This window comes from Paenibacillus tyrphae, assembly GCF_024158745.1.
GTDB classification, from domain to species: Bacteria; Bacillota; Bacilli; order Paenibacillales; family NBRC-103111; genus Paenibacillus_G; species Paenibacillus_G tyrfis_A.
In genome coordinates, this window is sequence record NZ_JAMZAW010000009.1 from 133,579 (window position 1) to 148,266 (window position 14,688).

At 50.7% G+C, this 14,688-nt stretch carries 15 protein-coding genes; 7 read left to right on the forward strand and 8 right to left on the reverse strand.

Annotated elements, in window-relative coordinates:
* Window positions 1-118: 118 nt before the first annotated feature.
* Entirely contained in the window at window positions 119-697 is a 579-nt protein-coding gene (locus NI000_RS15125; protein WP_253411863.1) for a TetR/AcrR family transcriptional regulator, read from the forward strand.
* Complete coding sequence (locus NI000_RS15130) at window positions 694-2,109, forward strand: serine hydrolase domain-containing protein (protein WP_253411864.1); 1,416 nt, start codon at window positions 694-696, stop codon at window positions 2,107-2,109. Before NI000_RS15125 ends, NI000_RS15130 begins: the two co-directional genes overlap by 4 nt.
* A 39-nt stretch (window positions 2,110-2,148) precedes the next feature.
* Here the strand turns inward: NI000_RS15130 and NI000_RS15135 are convergent, their stop codons facing one another.
* From NI000_RS15135 to uraA, 3 genes are all read right to left on the reverse strand, one after another.
* Window positions 2,149-3,135: a hypothetical protein gene (locus NI000_RS15135; RefSeq protein ID WP_253411866.1), complete on the reverse strand. Its 987-nt coding sequence runs from the start codon at window positions 3,133-3,135 to the stop codon at window positions 2,149-2,151.
* Between the two features lie 85 nt (window positions 3,136-3,220).
* Window positions 3,221-3,697, reverse strand: a complete 477-nt coding sequence (locus tag NI000_RS15140) for a hypothetical protein (RefSeq protein WP_253411868.1) — start codon at window positions 3,695-3,697, stop codon at window positions 3,221-3,223.
* A 182-nt stretch (window positions 3,698-3,879) separates the two neighbouring features.
* Entirely contained in the window at window positions 3,880-5,154 is a 1,275-nt protein-coding gene (gene uraA, locus NI000_RS15145) for a uracil permease (RefSeq protein WP_253411870.1), read from the reverse strand.
* Between the two features lie 178 nt (window positions 5,155-5,332).
* On the opposite strand from uraA, the gene NI000_RS15150 reads away from it, so the two are divergent.
* From NI000_RS15150 to NI000_RS15160, 3 genes are all read left to right on the forward strand, one after another.
* Window positions 5,333-5,953, forward strand: coding sequence for a TetR/AcrR family transcriptional regulator (locus NI000_RS15150; RefSeq protein WP_309247899.1), 621 nt, complete (start codon window positions 5,333-5,335; stop codon window positions 5,951-5,953).
* A gap of 18 nt (window positions 5,954-5,971) precedes the next feature.
* Window positions 5,972-7,204, forward strand: a complete 1,233-nt coding sequence (locus tag NI000_RS15155; protein WP_253411874.1) for a cytochrome P450 family protein — start codon at window positions 5,972-5,974, stop codon at window positions 7,202-7,204.
* A 145-nt stretch (window positions 7,205-7,349) separates the two neighbouring features.
* Window positions 7,350-9,047 (forward strand): copper amine oxidase N-terminal domain-containing protein, encoded by a 1,698-nt coding sequence (locus tag NI000_RS15160; protein ID WP_253411876.1) that lies wholly within the window; start codon window positions 7,350-7,352, stop codon window positions 9,045-9,047.
* 55 nt (window positions 9,048-9,102) lie between these two features.
* Here the strand turns inward: NI000_RS15160 and NI000_RS15165 are convergent, their stop codons facing one another.
* Genes NI000_RS15165 through NI000_RS15175 form a run of 3 tightly spaced genes read right to left on the reverse strand, consistent with a single transcriptional unit; the run spans window position 9,103 to window position 10,455 of the window.
* The gene (locus NI000_RS15165) at window positions 9,103-9,507 is read right to left on the reverse strand and encodes an ester cyclase (RefSeq protein ID WP_375540976.1); all 405 of its coding nucleotides are present in this window, start codon (window positions 9,505-9,507) and stop codon (window positions 9,103-9,105) included.
* 22 nt (window positions 9,508-9,529) lie between these two features.
* Complete coding sequence (locus tag NI000_RS15170; RefSeq protein ID WP_253411878.1) at window positions 9,530-9,877, reverse strand: ester cyclase; 348 nt, start codon at window positions 9,875-9,877, stop codon at window positions 9,530-9,532.
* Between the two features lie 26 nt (window positions 9,878-9,903).
* On the reverse strand, window positions 9,904-10,455 hold the full coding sequence (locus NI000_RS15175) for an NADPH-dependent FMN reductase (RefSeq protein ID WP_253411880.1): 552 nt from the start codon (window positions 10,453-10,455) through the stop codon (window positions 9,904-9,906).
* Between the two features lie 162 nt (window positions 10,456-10,617).
* Here NI000_RS15175 and NI000_RS15180 point away from each other — a divergent pair, with 162 nt between their 5' ends.
* Window positions 10,618-11,385, forward strand: a complete 768-nt coding sequence (locus NI000_RS15180) for an ArsR/SmtB family transcription factor (RefSeq protein WP_253411881.1) — start codon at window positions 10,618-10,620, stop codon at window positions 11,383-11,385.
* 261 nt (window positions 11,386-11,646) lie between these two features.
* Here the strand turns inward: NI000_RS15180 and NI000_RS15185 are convergent, their stop codons facing one another.
* Window positions 11,647-12,186, reverse strand: a complete 540-nt coding sequence (locus NI000_RS15185) for an NAD(P)H-dependent oxidoreductase (protein ID WP_253411883.1) — start codon at window positions 12,184-12,186, stop codon at window positions 11,647-11,649.
* Window positions 12,187-12,395: 209 nt separating this feature from the next.
* On the reverse strand, window positions 12,396-13,763 hold the full coding sequence (gene glpT, locus NI000_RS15190; protein ID WP_253411885.1) for a glycerol-3-phosphate transporter: 1,368 nt from the start codon (window positions 13,761-13,763) through the stop codon (window positions 12,396-12,398).
* 497 nt (window positions 13,764-14,260) lie between these two features.
* Between glpT and NI000_RS15195 the strand changes: the two genes are divergently transcribed.
* Window positions 14,261-14,602 carry a zinc ribbon domain-containing protein YjdM gene (locus NI000_RS15195; protein ID WP_253411887.1) on the forward strand — a complete coding sequence of 114 codons (342 nt, stop codon included), beginning with the start codon at window positions 14,261-14,263 and terminating at the stop codon, window positions 14,600-14,602.
* The last annotated feature ends 86 nt before the right edge of the window (window positions 14,603-14,688 follow it).

A 14,688-nucleotide genomic window follows, 5' to 3' on the forward strand; every position in this document is an offset into this window, starting at 1 on the left:
TCGTAAAACAGGCAAGAGTTGACTAACAAGCCATCATGTAAACGTCCAACGATTGACATTATGCCGCACCGTCTTTATAATTTGGTTGGTTGACCAACCAAAAAAAGGGCGGGATCGGATGAGCACACAGGAGAAAAGACAACGATTAATCGACGCGGCTTATAAAGTATTTGTCAAAAAAGGGTACCTCAACGCATCGATCAAAGATATTGCAAGCGAGGCCGGAATGACGTCGGGGCTGGTTCATTATTATTTTAAAAATAAAGAGGAGCTGCTGCTTTCCGTACAGGAAGAGGTTCAACAACGTTACCAAAAGCAATATGACGGGCTGCCGGAAGATGCCGCAACCCCCGAAGCCGTACTGCTCGAAATCAAATCCAGAGCGGAAGACAATCCCGACTGGTACCGCTGGCGGTATGAGCTGTATTCGCTAGGGCTGAAAAGCGAGAGCGGTCATCTGGAACGGGAAGTCGCGTCGATTCTCAAGAGCGGGAGGGAGAGCCTTTCCGCGCCGCTGCAGCACTTGGTGGGCGATTCCGCTAACGCTTCGGCGCTTGCAAGCATCCTATTAGCCTGCTTTGACGGACTGGCGCTTCAGAAAATCGTCGACGACGAGTTTGATCTTGACCGGTCGTATCGATTGTTGATCGAGCTTCTTGGGCTTTATGTAAGCAAGTCTGAAGGGGAGAGCAGATGAAAAGGATCGTCATCAGTCTACTCCTCTTCCTGCTCGCGGCTCCTTCTCTTTCTCTAGCCGCCGAAGAGCGCGATCGTGATACGGCTCAACAAATCGACGCATTGATGAAAGAAGCGCTGGCAAAATATCATATTCCCGGGGCTTCGCTGGCGGTTGTGCATCGCGGGCAGACCGTCTATCAAGAAAGCTGGGGGACCATGAGCGACGGATCGGCCGTCACGGCGGATACGACTTTTCTGATCGGCTCGATCAGCAAGCCTCTGACGGCTCTTGCCATGATGATGTTGGCGGAGGAAGGCAAGCTCAAGCTGGAAGAACCGATCGAGACGTACCTCCCTTGGTTCACGTATCAAACGGACAGCGGGAAATCGATAACGGTGCGCCATCTATTGGAGCAAACGAGCGGGATCGGCGCTTATGAAGGCATGAAGGTGACGGACAGGGAAGATCGCAATCGGGAAAAGGGGATTGCGCAAGCGGCTGCGGAGCTAAGCGGGGTCAAGTTGAGCCGTACTCCGGGCGAGGCCTATGAGTATAATTCGGCCAACTATTTGCTTTTAGGGTCTATTGTTGAGGCGGTATCGGGTCAGCCGTTCTCTGCATTTATGGATACCCGTATCTTTTCGCCTCTTGGCATGAACCGCACGACAGCCGATTACGAAAGCGCGGTTAGCAAAGGATTCGTGCCCGGTTATACGTCATGGTTCGGTAAGCCGGTGAAAGGCTACGGGCTGTATGATCCATCGGGAGCACCTTACGGGTATATGTCGTCAAGCTCAGCCGATCTGGCCAAATTCATCAAATTCATGCTGTACGGCGGGGAATTGATGTCGGAACAAGGTCTGAAACAATTACGAACGCCGCCGGAACCTAACAGACGCTACGGTCTGGGCTGGCACTTCCCGAGATCGGGCGAGAAGTATCCTTACCATACGGGGGCAACGCCGGAATATAAATCGGAACTGTTCTTTATTCCCGAGCAGGAGTTAGGTGCTGTTCTTCTGATGAATAAATACCACGAACTGGAAGCCGTTACGTATTTAAGCATCATGGAGGGAATCCGGTCTATTATGAAGGGTGAAAGTCCCCGTTTGGCGGAAATGAACGCCAGCACGCAGTGGATGACGCTCGGGGTTGTCATCTTGTTTACCGCGGTTTCCGTATTCAGTTTCATCCGCCTGCAGCGCAAAAAGGCGATAAATAAACCATTGTGGGTATGTGCGGGTGCGCTCTCTTTGATCACTGCCGCTGCACTTATTCCATTATTCACCTATAGTATGGGCATCTCGTGGAGAACGGTCGGCCTTTTCCTTCCGGACATCGCATTTCTCGTGCAATGTCTCATTGGGGTATTGGCCGTCCATGGTCTGTTAACCGTTATCTTTGTTGCAGCGAAACGAAACGGAAATTAAGAGTATGAAACACCTGGTGCGGGCCCGCATGCTAGGTGTTTATGCCTTAATGTTACTTAATTTGGTAAATTCATCATCAATAAAGTTCGTTAATTCGATGAATTGAATCTGTTCATCGATTTGCGCTAATACGGCTGAAGCTTCCTCTAACTGTTGGACAAGGTTATTATATACGTTAATTTGAAGCTTGTTCTCTGTGACTTCAATATTGTCCAATTGTTTTTCCAAAGACAAGGGAATCACGGCTGCGGAATCTATACTTTGACTTAAAGCTGGCTGATACGGCTGTTCATTAGCAATAAACGAAGCTGGAATATTGCTAGGAACCTGAATATAAGAAAAAGGCTGCACGTTGGTTTTGTTTTTGGTATCGACCCTAGGCGTAACAGACTGCACGTTGGTCTTAGCTTTAGCGTCGGCCTTAGGCGTAACAGTCTGCACGTTGGTTTTAGCTTTGGCATCGACCTTAGGCGTAACAGTCTGCACGTTGGTTTTAGCTTTGGCATCGACCTTAGGCGTAACAGTCTGCACGTTGGTTTTAGCTTTGGCGTCGACCTTAGGTGTAACAGGCTGCACGTTGGTTTTAGCTTTGGCGTCGACCTTAGGCGTAACAGGCTGCACGTTGGTTTTAGCTTTGGTGTCGGCCTTAGGCGTAATAGGCTGCACGTTGGTTTTAGCTTTGGCGTCGACTTTAGGCGTAACAGGTTGCACGGTGTTTTCAGCTTTAGCATCGGCTTTATGCGTTGCAGCCTGCACGCTGCTTTTCGTCTTATCTTGCCGTATATCGGGCACAGCTCGAATATGGCTTCTTTTTTTATCCGGCTCATTCTGACTAGGAGCAGTGCTTTTTGTTTCGAAAGGGTAAAGCTCCTGAGCCGCTTCTATACTCGCCGCTTCCTTGAGGTGATGAGGATGCTCCCCATGCGAACGGTCATCGTGATCGGCTAACTGCTTGGCGAAGTTTCTTAAGAAAATAATGCCTATGACAACAGCAATCATGATAAAGATAAAAGCTGTAATTAACATCCCCTTCATTTCCCCTTCGTATTCGACGTTCTCTAAAAAAGAGGGTTACGTCGCAACGCAACCCGCATAAGTGCAGAAGGAATGATTAGTGAGTTTGGTTCATATTGAAGCTGCTTTGGTTGAAGCTTTGTTGATTCATTTGCTGTTGATTCTGTTGGTTTTGTTGATTCTGCTGATTCATTTGATTCGCTTGCTGCTGAGATTGTTGGATCAGCTGCTGCATTTGGCTCAGCATTTGGAACGATTGAACGGTTTGGTTCGCTTGGTTCAACGTTTGGTTGGCTTGCTGAATGGATTGTTGAAGCTGTTGAATGGCTTGCTTTTGCTGGCTTTGCACTTGTTGGTTGAATTGGTTCATTTGGTTGACAAGCTGACCAATCTGCTGCTGATTTTGATTGGAGCTCGTCGAAGCAGAGCTTTGGGAAGAAGGGTTTTGAACTTGGGTTAAAATCTTTTGGATCTGGTTAAGCTGGTTTTCCAATGGGGTCAACTCACTAGCCACTTCAGCCTTCACCTTATCCGCGATTTGTTCTTGAGTTACGGCTTCTTTTTTAGTAGTCATTCGAAACCAGGCCTCCTTAGGAATAAGTGTTGTTCAAAGAACACAACCGTATTGTGCCTTTGTCCGGAACTCCCTATCCCCACGGGAGGTTTTGTTTATAATGGGAAACATCGCACCGCAAATCAAAAGGGCCTGTCCGAGGGTCTAAGCAGACCTTTCGGGCAGCGCCCTTTGCGAGTTTCTTAATCTGTATCGTTCGACCACTTCAGCACATCGAACAACTTGAATACCAAGCTGAGCAAAATCGCCACGACCGTGGCAAGGGCCATGCCCTTCAGCTCGAGATGCCCCCACTTGAACGCAGCCCCGCTTAGACCGACGACCAGCACGACCGTAGTCAGGATCAAGTTCGCAGGCTTGGAGTAGTCCACCTTCGTCTCGACCAGCATGCGGATGCCGGATGCGGCAATGACGCCGAACAGCAGCAGCGAAACGCCACCCATCACCGGGACGGGAATGGTTTGGATCAGCGCAGACAGCTTGCCGACGAAGGAAAGGACGATGGCCATGACCGCCGCCAGACCGACGATCCAGACGGAATAAACGCGGCTGATCGCCATGACGCCGATATTCTCCCCATACGTCGTATTGGGGGTAGAGCCTACCGCCGCGGAGATCACGGTGGAGACGCCGTTGCCGAGCAAAGACCGGCTGAGTCCCGGGTCCTTGGACAGATCTTTGCCGACAATGTTGCCGGTCACAATCAGGTGGCCGATATGCTCGGCGATGACCACCAGCGCGGCAGGGGCGATAATGGCGATGCTTGTCCAATCCCATGCCGGCGTATAGAAGGTAGGCAGCGTCAGCCAGTTGGCTGCGCCGATCGCCTCTTGTACATGCACAAGCCCGAGCACGCTGGACAGCACATAGCCGACGACGATGGCAATCAGGATCGGAATGATTTTGAAAATTCCGCGGAACAGCACCGATCCGAGCACGCCGACCAGCATTGTGACCACGGAGACCGTAATGGTCGTGGTATCCGGGGACCAACCGGCGGGCGCTCCGTCCGGAGCGATGAAGCCGGCCATCTTGGCGGCCGTCGGAACGAGCTCGAGCCCGATCACCGCGACGATCGCCCCCATGGAAGCCGGAGGAAATACGACGTCGATCCACGCGGTTCCCGCATAGCGGATCAGCAGAGCGACGACGGTGAAGATGACGCCGACTACCAGGAAACCGCCGAGCGCGGCGTTATACCCTTTTTCCGCCAGGACGACGAACACAGGCGAAAGAAAGGCGAAGCTGGAGCCGAGGTAAGCGGGAATTTTCCCCTTCGTAATGAAAAGGTACAGCAAGGTCCCGATGCCGTTCATCAACAGGATCGTGGCCGGGTCGACCTTGAACAGGATGGGCACAAGCACCGTGGATCCGAACATGGCGAACAGATGCTGCAAGCCCAGCGGCAAGCTCTTCCAGAAGGGCGGTCTCTCATGAACTTGGATGATTCGCGACATTGAAGTTCCCCTTTTGCTCGTTTGAATTATTGTTATCTACCGTATTATAGTGCATGCAAAGAGGCATGAAAAGACGAATTTGCACAATAGCGGCGTTGAGGAGAGACAGGCATATTGACCGGATGGTCAGCATATAATACAATGTTACTAACCAATTGGTCAGCAACATGGAAAGGAAGTGAAGCATCTGCCTTTACAGCTGTACGAACGGGAAAAAATCCTCGAGGCCTGTTTGTCTGTTTTTGCGCGCTATGGGTTCAAAAACACTTCGACGGAGATGCTGGCGGAGGCGGCCGGCATTTCCAAGGCGTTGATCTTTCATCATTTCACCAGCAAAAAGAAGCTGTATCTCGGCTTGCTGGAGCATTGCTTTGAGAAGGTTAGGACGGCGATGCGATTTGACGCGGTTTCGGAGCATAACGATTTTTTTGAAGCGATCGATAGATTTGGCCGCATCAAGCTTGACTACTTTCGCAAGCATCCCGATGAATTGAAGCTAGTATACGAAGCTTTTTATTCGCCGCCCGATGAATTGAGACAGGAGATCGAGGAAAAGTACGGCCAAGCGATTGCCGAGAGGAATCGAGTGTTGGAGCAGTTATTTGAAGCCGTTCCCCTTCGGAACGGGGTAGACCGGAAGCAGGCGTTCGAGCTGATTATGATCACATCGAAGCATTTCGAAAATAAGTTCTCAGCGGCGTTCACGGGTATCGGTGTGATGGATGACGAGGCTGCTGACCGTCTGTTCGATGAGATGAACCGGTTTTTCAGCATGATCCGGCATGGAATTGCAGAGTAAAGGAAAGGGGTAAGTGATATGGAAAAAATCACTGGCGGCGATTTTGCCTCACCTGAGACGATGCGTGATTTCATTGCGTTTTATAAGCGGCTTGCCGGGCAGCAAGAACCTCTCTACCGTCTTGATGACTTTTTTGGGAGGGGAGCGGCATGGGTCGCTTTCCGTCATGACGATGTCGTTGCGATCCTGAAGGACCCTCGTTTTGTCAAAGATATCCGGAAGCTTTCTCCACCGCAGGATCAACGGGAATCCGTTCATGAGAACGCGTCCGTGAACAAATTCGTGGAATGGACGAAGCAGATGCCGAATATGCTGACGGTCGATCCGCCGGATCATACCCGTTTGCGCAGGCTGGCCTCCAAAGCCTTCACGCCTCATACGATCGAGGGCCTGCGTCCCCGTATTCAGCAGATCGCCGACGAGTTGCTGGATGCCGTGCAGGAGCGGGGAAGGATGGATTTGATTACGGATTTTGCCTATCCGCTCCCTATGACGGTTATTTCCGAGATGCTGGGAATTCCTGCTTCCGATCGGAACCAATTCCGCGAATGGACCCGCGAGCTCTTGAGCGCTTCCTTGGACCCGAATCAAGCGGATGACGTCGGTGCAGTTCTCGATAAGTTTGTTGAATATATCAAAGCGTTGCTGGCCGACAAGCGGGCACATCCCGGCGATGACATAACGAGCGGCCTGGTTCAAGCTTACGATGAAGGAGATCAATTAAGCGAGAACGAGCTTATTTCGACGATTTGGCTGCTCATTGTCGCCGGGCACGAAACGACGGTCAACCTGATCGGCAACGGCATCTTGGCTCTGCTGCAGCATCCCGAACAAATGCGCATGCTCCGCAGCGATCCGTCCCTGCTCCCCTCCGCCGTCGAGGAGCTTCTGCGCTATGCGGGACCCGTCATCATCGGCAGCCGTCTTGCCGCTGAGGATCTCACGCTGCACGGCAAGGAAATCCGCGAAGGAGAGATGGTTCTGGTCTCACTGGCGGGCGCCAATCTTGATCCGCATCGGTTCTCCAATCCCGAGGCATTGGATATCACGCGGGAAGAGAACGAGCATCTTGCCTTCGGCAAGGGCATCCATCTCTGCTTGGGAGCACCGCTGGCACGACTGGAGGGCCAGATCGCTTTCGGCACGCTCCTGCAGCGGCTGCCCCATCTGCGCTTGGCGGTCGCGCCGGAGCAATTGACGTATAACCGCAGCACATTGCGGTCTCTTACGAGCCTGCCGGTGCTGTTCTAGGCTATGAGGCGGGTATGTTGCCCGTCTGAAGTGGGGATGCCCCTAAATTTCATTCGGCAGGCCTATTGCCGCAAGCCTTCCCAACCGCTAACCTGTATTTAGGTTCTGCAAATTATGGAAGGGGGCATCTAATCCATTGTTAGAGGTGAGAAAAAACAAATCATCAATTTTGGTCATAAGCTTGGTCATGCTGGCAGCCGCGCTGCTGCTCTTTACACCGTTAGTTGAGGGGGCAGAGAGCAAGCGTATTGAGGTATATACGGATAAACAGCCGGTCAAGTTTTCCATCGACCCGCTGCTTGAGAACGGTATGACTTTGGTGCAGCTTCGTCCGCTGTTCGAGTCGCTTGGCATTGAGATTTCCTGGAATGCGGATACTCAAACGGTAAGCGGCAAGAAAGAGGGGCAGACGTTTTCGTTAACGCTCAACAGCCAGACAGCCCAAGTCAATGGCGAAACGGTGACGTTAACTAGTCCGGGAAGGTTGGTTGACGGGCATACGTTGGTTCCGCTGCGCTTTGTCGGGGAAGCGACAGGGGCAGTCGTCGGCTGGAACAGTGAGCAGCAGACGATCAGCATTTATAGCGAAGAGTTCACCAAGCTTTCCGGGCTTTCCAAGGCTGCGGCGCAAGATGAAGCGAATAAAGGCGTTCCGGCGGTTGCCCAAGGTGCGCTTAGAGGTTTTTATGCAAATTGGCAGATGGATTTGTCGGGGATTAGACAATGCTCCTCGCTGTGCTGGGATTATTATTATTTTATCAACGATAATCAGGTGGCAACCGGCCTTCCTGATGGCGGACTCGATGCGCTTGATTGTACCAAAGATAAATGCCTGACCTATGAAATCAAAGGAAACCAGCTTGTCCTAAGCAATGGCAAAACGTATTCTTTCAAGGTCAACTCCGACACGGAACTGGAAATTAGCGGAGACAAATATACCAAATATTTGCCGGCCAGCCGGATGAAGCTTGAAGGCAAATATGTATCTACCAGCTATTCGGCCAGCCCGGTCGGTAGTGGATTGGCAAGCTCCCTGACGTATACTTTCAAGAAAGACGGTACTTTTTTCGATAACAAATTCACAGGTTATACGACCGACGGTTCGGCTAGCGGCGATAATTCCGGTGTTTCGACAACCACCCGTTCGGAGTCGAAAGCATCGGGAACCTATACGATCGTCAATTATACCCTGCTGCTCAAGTATCATGATGGAACAACCAAGCAGTATATGTTTTTCTTGCCCGAACAGCCAAGCGATAAAATGCTGCGCATCGGGGGCCGTGATTTCCTAATTGAAAAAGCGGATGGAACGGATGGCAGCTCCGGATCACAGGTAAAAGAACAGCAACCTTATCAGGATGTTCTGACGACAGAAAAAATAGCCCAAAAGCAATTGCTCTTCACCTGGCAGCCCAAGAAAAACAAGCAGCTGGAAAACATAAAAATTACACTGGAAGGGTATCAATGGGCCAAGCTGACTATCGACCCAGCGCATAGCAATTCTTTCAAAGGGTTTGGCGATAAAGGGATCGTCGCCTTGACAGCCAAATACCGTATTGATAATGAGTCGGCACAAACCATTAATGTCAACAGTTTGCAAGAGACGCTTGAACTGCCTGGTTCTGCCGCCAGTGTAAAGGCTGCAAGCGGGCTTACACCCAAAGTGAAGGATGAGTTGAAAACGGGTGAAAGCGTGGAGAAGATGGTAGTCTTTTTGCTGCCTTCGGATCATTTTGAAAGCAATAAAGATTTCGAACTTGGATTCGGCCCGCTGAACAATGTCGAGGGTAAGGATGTGTTTCAAGGCAAATGGCTCGAATTTAATATTTGGAAAGATTCGTAACGTTATACAAGGCCGGGATCTCTCATTCAAGGGATTCCCGGCCTTTATTGTGTACTTAACTGGCTTGAAGCTGGCGCCACATCGTCACCATATCGATCCAACCGCGGTGCTCGGCAATTTTGCCGTCGACGACGCGATATTGGCGGTACAGCGTGACATCAATGGAGTTGCCCGTAGGGGCAGTTCCGAAAAACGTCCCGGTATGTGTGCCTTTCACGGTCATTCGGACAAGGACCTTCTCCCCTTGGGCGATCATCTCTTCCACGGTATAGCGCTTATCGGGAAAGGCCTCCAATATTTTGCCGGCAAATTGCTTCAGCCCTTCTTTGGATTCATAAGCGAGCTCTTGATAATCGTCCGATAAAAAGCGGTCCGTACAGTCCAGATCGCTTTCATTCCAGAACGCCTCGATAAACGCCGTAACGGTTTCGATATTTTTCTGCTCCATCGTTTGCATCATCCAACATCTCCTTCCTTTCGTTTTAATTGGCTTGAAGCTGGGGCAACAGCGTTCCGGTATCGAACCACCCGCAGTGTTCGGCAATCCGGCCGTCGACGACGCGAAATTCACGGAACTGCGTAATTTTCACCGATTTACCCGTAGGCGCTTTGCCGGCAAACGCGCCTTGATGCGTGCCTGTGATTATAATTCTGGCCGTGACCTTCTCGCCTTGAGCTAAAATTTCGTCCACCGCATAGTGCCGATCCGTAAAGGCCTCGCCGAGCTGTTCCGCAAAAAATTGCTCCGTGCGATCCAGTTCGCTTCGATTCTCAGCAGCTTCGATAAACGCGGTGACGATTTCGACATTTTTCTGTTCCACCGTTTTCATGGCAATGCATCTCCTTTGTTGTTCGATTATATGGCCGCTTCGACTCCGGCCGCGAGCTTCCGGGTGAGGTCTACGAACTTCCCGACCGCACTTTCGACCCTTCCCCGCATTCCCTCGTCTGACGGATGACCGTCCGAATCAAAGCTATGGAGTCCGGCTCCGATGGAAATCCACTCCGGACTGTTAACACCGTGCAGATTGCGTACAATACTCTGGAGATGCAGCAGCGAGCTGACCCCCATCGGACCGCCGGCGGAGCTTACGGAAAGCACCGGCTTTCCGGCAACCAGACCGGCATGCACGTAGTCCAGGGTGTTTTTCAACACTCCCGATATGGAGCCGTGGTATTCCGGGGTCGCGAGGATGAGGCCCTCGGCATTGGCGACCGCTTCTGCCAAACGCTGGACATTTGGATGAAGCGCTTGGGCGTCGGGGGAATACAGCGGCAAGGGCAGCTCCCGGAGATCAACAAACGTGACCGATATATTCTGGACTTTCAACAGACTTTCGATGGACCGAAGAAGGGACGTGCTTGCAGCGCCTTCGCGGTTACTGCCGGCAATTAGGGTAATTTTCATATAAAACATCACCTTTCACTCTGATTTGATGGTTGCAAACCGATTGGTTTGTGATAACATGTGACTATATTGTCACCCTTATAATATGTGACCATAAGGTAACATGTCAAGGGGCAAAACATAAAATCCTGCAGCATGCTGTCTCAGAAGGAGGTGTTCTTATTGGAAAATGAAATCTTCAAGGCATTGGCCGATCCCAGCCGGCGCACGCTCCTGGATCTGCTTCACGCCTCCGACGGGCGAACGCTGAACGATCTCTGCACCCCTCTGCAAATGTCGAGATTCGGCGTCATGAAGCATCTGAATATTCTGGAAGAAGCCGGTCTCATTACGACCCGCAAAGTCGGCCGGGAAAAGCTGCATTATTTGAATGCCGTGCCGATCCGGCAAATCTACGACCGATGGGTCAGCAAATACGCGGAACCTTGGGCCATTGAACTAACATCCCTTAAAAACGAACTGGAGCGTGAAACGACTATGGAGAACAAACCCCGGCATGTCAACCGGATTGCCATTAAAGCGACGCCCGAACAAATCTGGCAAGCCCTCACCGATCCGGCCAAAACCTCAAAGTTTTGGTTCAATTGCTCTATCCGATCCGATTGGGAGGTCGGCTCGCCTTTCGAGCTGTGGAACCCGGCAGGAAAGAAGCAAGTCGAAGGAACCATTCTTGCCTTGGACCCTCCGCACAGGCTGACGGTGAGCTGGAAGTTTCTTTCGTTTCCCCATACGGCCGGCGATTCCCCGTCACGCATGACATGGGAAATCGATCCGCATGCCGAGCTGCAGGGGGTGACTCTCGTTACGGTCGTGCATGATGAATTCGAGCAGGCTTTAAATACCGCCGCCATTCTTGAAAACGGCGTGCCGATTGTGCTTTCGGGCATGAAGACATTCCTTGAAACCGGGGCAACCCTAGCCGGGGATTAAAAGACACCGACGGTGTCTTGAGCTTGTTGAGAAAGTGGTCAATTGAGGTAATAGAGGTGTACGAGGGGGTGGGGTATCTACTTCCGGTCGCTGTTGTCAGCGGGAAATTTTGATTGAAGCCGCTTAGTAGCGGATATTTCCCGCAGACAAAGGCGAACGCTATCGCTCCTCCAGTAGATACCCCACCTCCGTTTGTTACTCTATTTCAGTCAAAAACCTCTTTCTCAACACTCTAAAGACACCGACGGTGTCTTTTTTGAATTAATGAACGAGCGCGTGCGCGGAAGCCCGGATATGCTCCGCATATTTGCCGGCCTCTTCTGCCAGGTAGGCGTCCGTGCCTTCATTCGCATTATAAGTGACGAAAGCGGGGAGATAGGTACCGTTGCATCGGGTGAGGGTGCTTTGGATCGGTCTTAATAATTCGCTGATCGTGAACCAGTTGCGGCCTCCCGCGCGGTATTCCTTTTCCGTACCGCCTGCGGTCGTTGCGACCATGAACTCTTTGCCTTTCAAATGGTCGCCTCCGGGCCCAAAAGCCCAGCCGAACGTTAACACATCGTCGAACCATTTTTTCAAAAGCGGCGGGCAGCTGTACCAATAAAAGGGGAACTGAAACACAACCCGGTCATACTGAAGCAACAGGCTTTGCTCGCGCTCCACATCGATCTGCCAGTTCGGGTACTCCTGATACAGATCGCGGATATCGATGTCGGCATGCTTTTTCAGTTCAAGCGTCAATGCGCGGTTGGCACGGGATTGATTCAGATTGGGGTGGGCAACAATAACCATGATTTTCATAACGGTCATCCTTCCTCGGTTTGATTAATGCATCGCGAATTACCTCCTCATTATTGGGGAGAATTTCATTTTTGCAAAGTACGCTTTTTTTTCGTACTAGGTCCTGTAAATCGTACCATAGACGCCGCCTGGGCCCCGGAAGCAGCGGCTGCACACAAAAAAAAGAAGGAATAAAAATCACACGGATTTTTACTCCTTCTTAAATTCAATTAATGCTGATTCTTCACGACTTCTTGCCCGCGGACATTCCATGTCAGGGCAAAGATAACGGCTGCAATCGCGCAAGAAGCGGCCAACAGAATAAACCCTGCATCCCACCCGGAGGCACTGACGATAACCCCCATTAAAGCGTTCGCCGTTACCGTACCTCCCAGGTAACCGAACAAACCGGTAAGTCCCGCTGCCGTCCCGGCGGCTTTCTTCGGAACGAAGTCCAGCGCCTGCAGACCGACCAACATTACCGGACCGTAGATCAGGAAGCCGATCGCGATTAAGCATAGCATGTCGACCGTCGGATTGCCGGGCGGGTTAAACCAGTACACCAGAACCGCAATCAATACGCCGATCATAAATACGACGCCAGCCGGTCCGCGGCGGCCTTTGAACATTTTATCCGAGATCCAGCCGCAGAGCAGCGTACCCGGGATTCCTGCCCATTCGTATAAGAAGTAAGCCCAGCTGGACTTGTTCATGTTGAAGCCTTTTTCTTCGCTCAGATACGTCGGAGCCCAGTCCAATACGCCGTACCGGACGAAATAAACGAAGATGTTCGCAAACGCAATCGCCCAAACCCACTTATTGTTCAACACATACTTGAAAAGAATTTCTTTTGTCGATAGCTCGGTTTCGAACGTTTTCTTCGTCGCGCTCGGATAATCGTTGCGATATTCCTCGATCGACGGCAAGCCGACTGATTGCGGCGTATCGCGGATTAAGAAGTAAGAGACAATTGCGAAAACAATCGCAACCACAGCCGGTAAAATAAAGACGCCCTCATACCCCGATTTGGAGAATCCGGACATTCCTGCGAAAATCGCAACCCCTGCCACCGCAAGCGGCGCCATGACGCCTCCGCCAACGTTGTGGGCCACGTTCCAAATGGCGGTTTTATTCCCGCGTTCATTCAAGCTGAACCAGTGAACGAGGACGCGTCCGGACGGCGGCCATCCCATCCCTTGGAACCATCCGTTCAGGAACAGCATAATAAACATGATGGTAACGGACGAGGTGAAGAAAGGAGAAGCCCCCATCAGCAAACTAATGATGGCCGAAAGGATTAAGCCGGCGGGTAAAAAGATTCTGGCATTGCTTCGGTCGGAAATGGTGGCCATCACAAATTTACTGATCCCGTAAGAAATCGAAATGGCCGATAACGCAAAGCCGAGCTCCGCCTTGGAGAATCCCTGCGCGGTTAAGTAGGGCATCGCCAGCGAGAAGTTTTTGCGAAGCAAATAGTACGCTGCGTACCCAATGAAGATGCCAAGAAACACTTGAAGTCTGAGCTTCTTATACTCAGAATCGATTTTATTGTCTGGCAATCTGTCGATAGGCGGAGCAGGTTTGAAGAAGTTAAGCATCGTTGTCCTCCTTGATGTAAGTAATAACAACAGAAACCATGAAAAAAACCCATACTTTAATAACACTTTCTTCAACGAAAGTGCCACAAAGTATGAGTCTCAGTGTCTCCATCATAGTTTTTACTTGTTATAGACTGTATTTTAGTATTCGATGTAAACGTTGTCAATAAATTTTTTTTATGAGATGTCCTTGAGAGGGAAAAGCAGTGGAGCGATTTGGAAGAAATTAGGCCCGCTTAGCCGACTAGAGCTGATGCGGGCTTTTTGATTCTAAGGCCGGTTAATGGGTTTCCACAGGCAATGTAAACTGGAGCTCGGGGATGTACTCTTTGGTGATATTTGTATCTTTCCCTCTTCCGACAACATCTGCAGGAGGCGTTCAAATTGTAAATCAATTTTATCGCATCATTTTCTAATGGGCTTCGTCCGAAGGTTTGCAAATAGGAGCAGACTATGACAGTATAAGTCTAATACGAACGAATGGAGCTATAGAAATTATGTCTAATTTGCCAAATTGCCCGAAATGTAATTCAGCGTACACTTACGAGGACGGAAGCCTTCTGATTTGCCCGGAATGTGCCCATGAGTGGACGTTAGAAGCAGAAACGGAAAATCGCGAAGACCACAAGATTGTCAAAGACGCAAACGGTAATATTCTAAATGATGGCGATACGGTAACGGTCATCAAGGACCTGAAAGTAAAAGGAAGCTCATCGGTCTTGAAAATGGGAACAAAAGTTAAAAATATCCGTTTGGTTGACGGTGATCACGATATTGATTGCAAAATCGATGGTTTTGGAGCGATGAAATTAAAATCCGAATTTGTGAAAAAGATCTAGTTTTTTCGCAGTTAAGAAGAAGATTGCCCCTGCTGGCCGGCTTGGCCAGACGGCTGGCGATCTTTTTTTACGTTACGGCCGCTCGC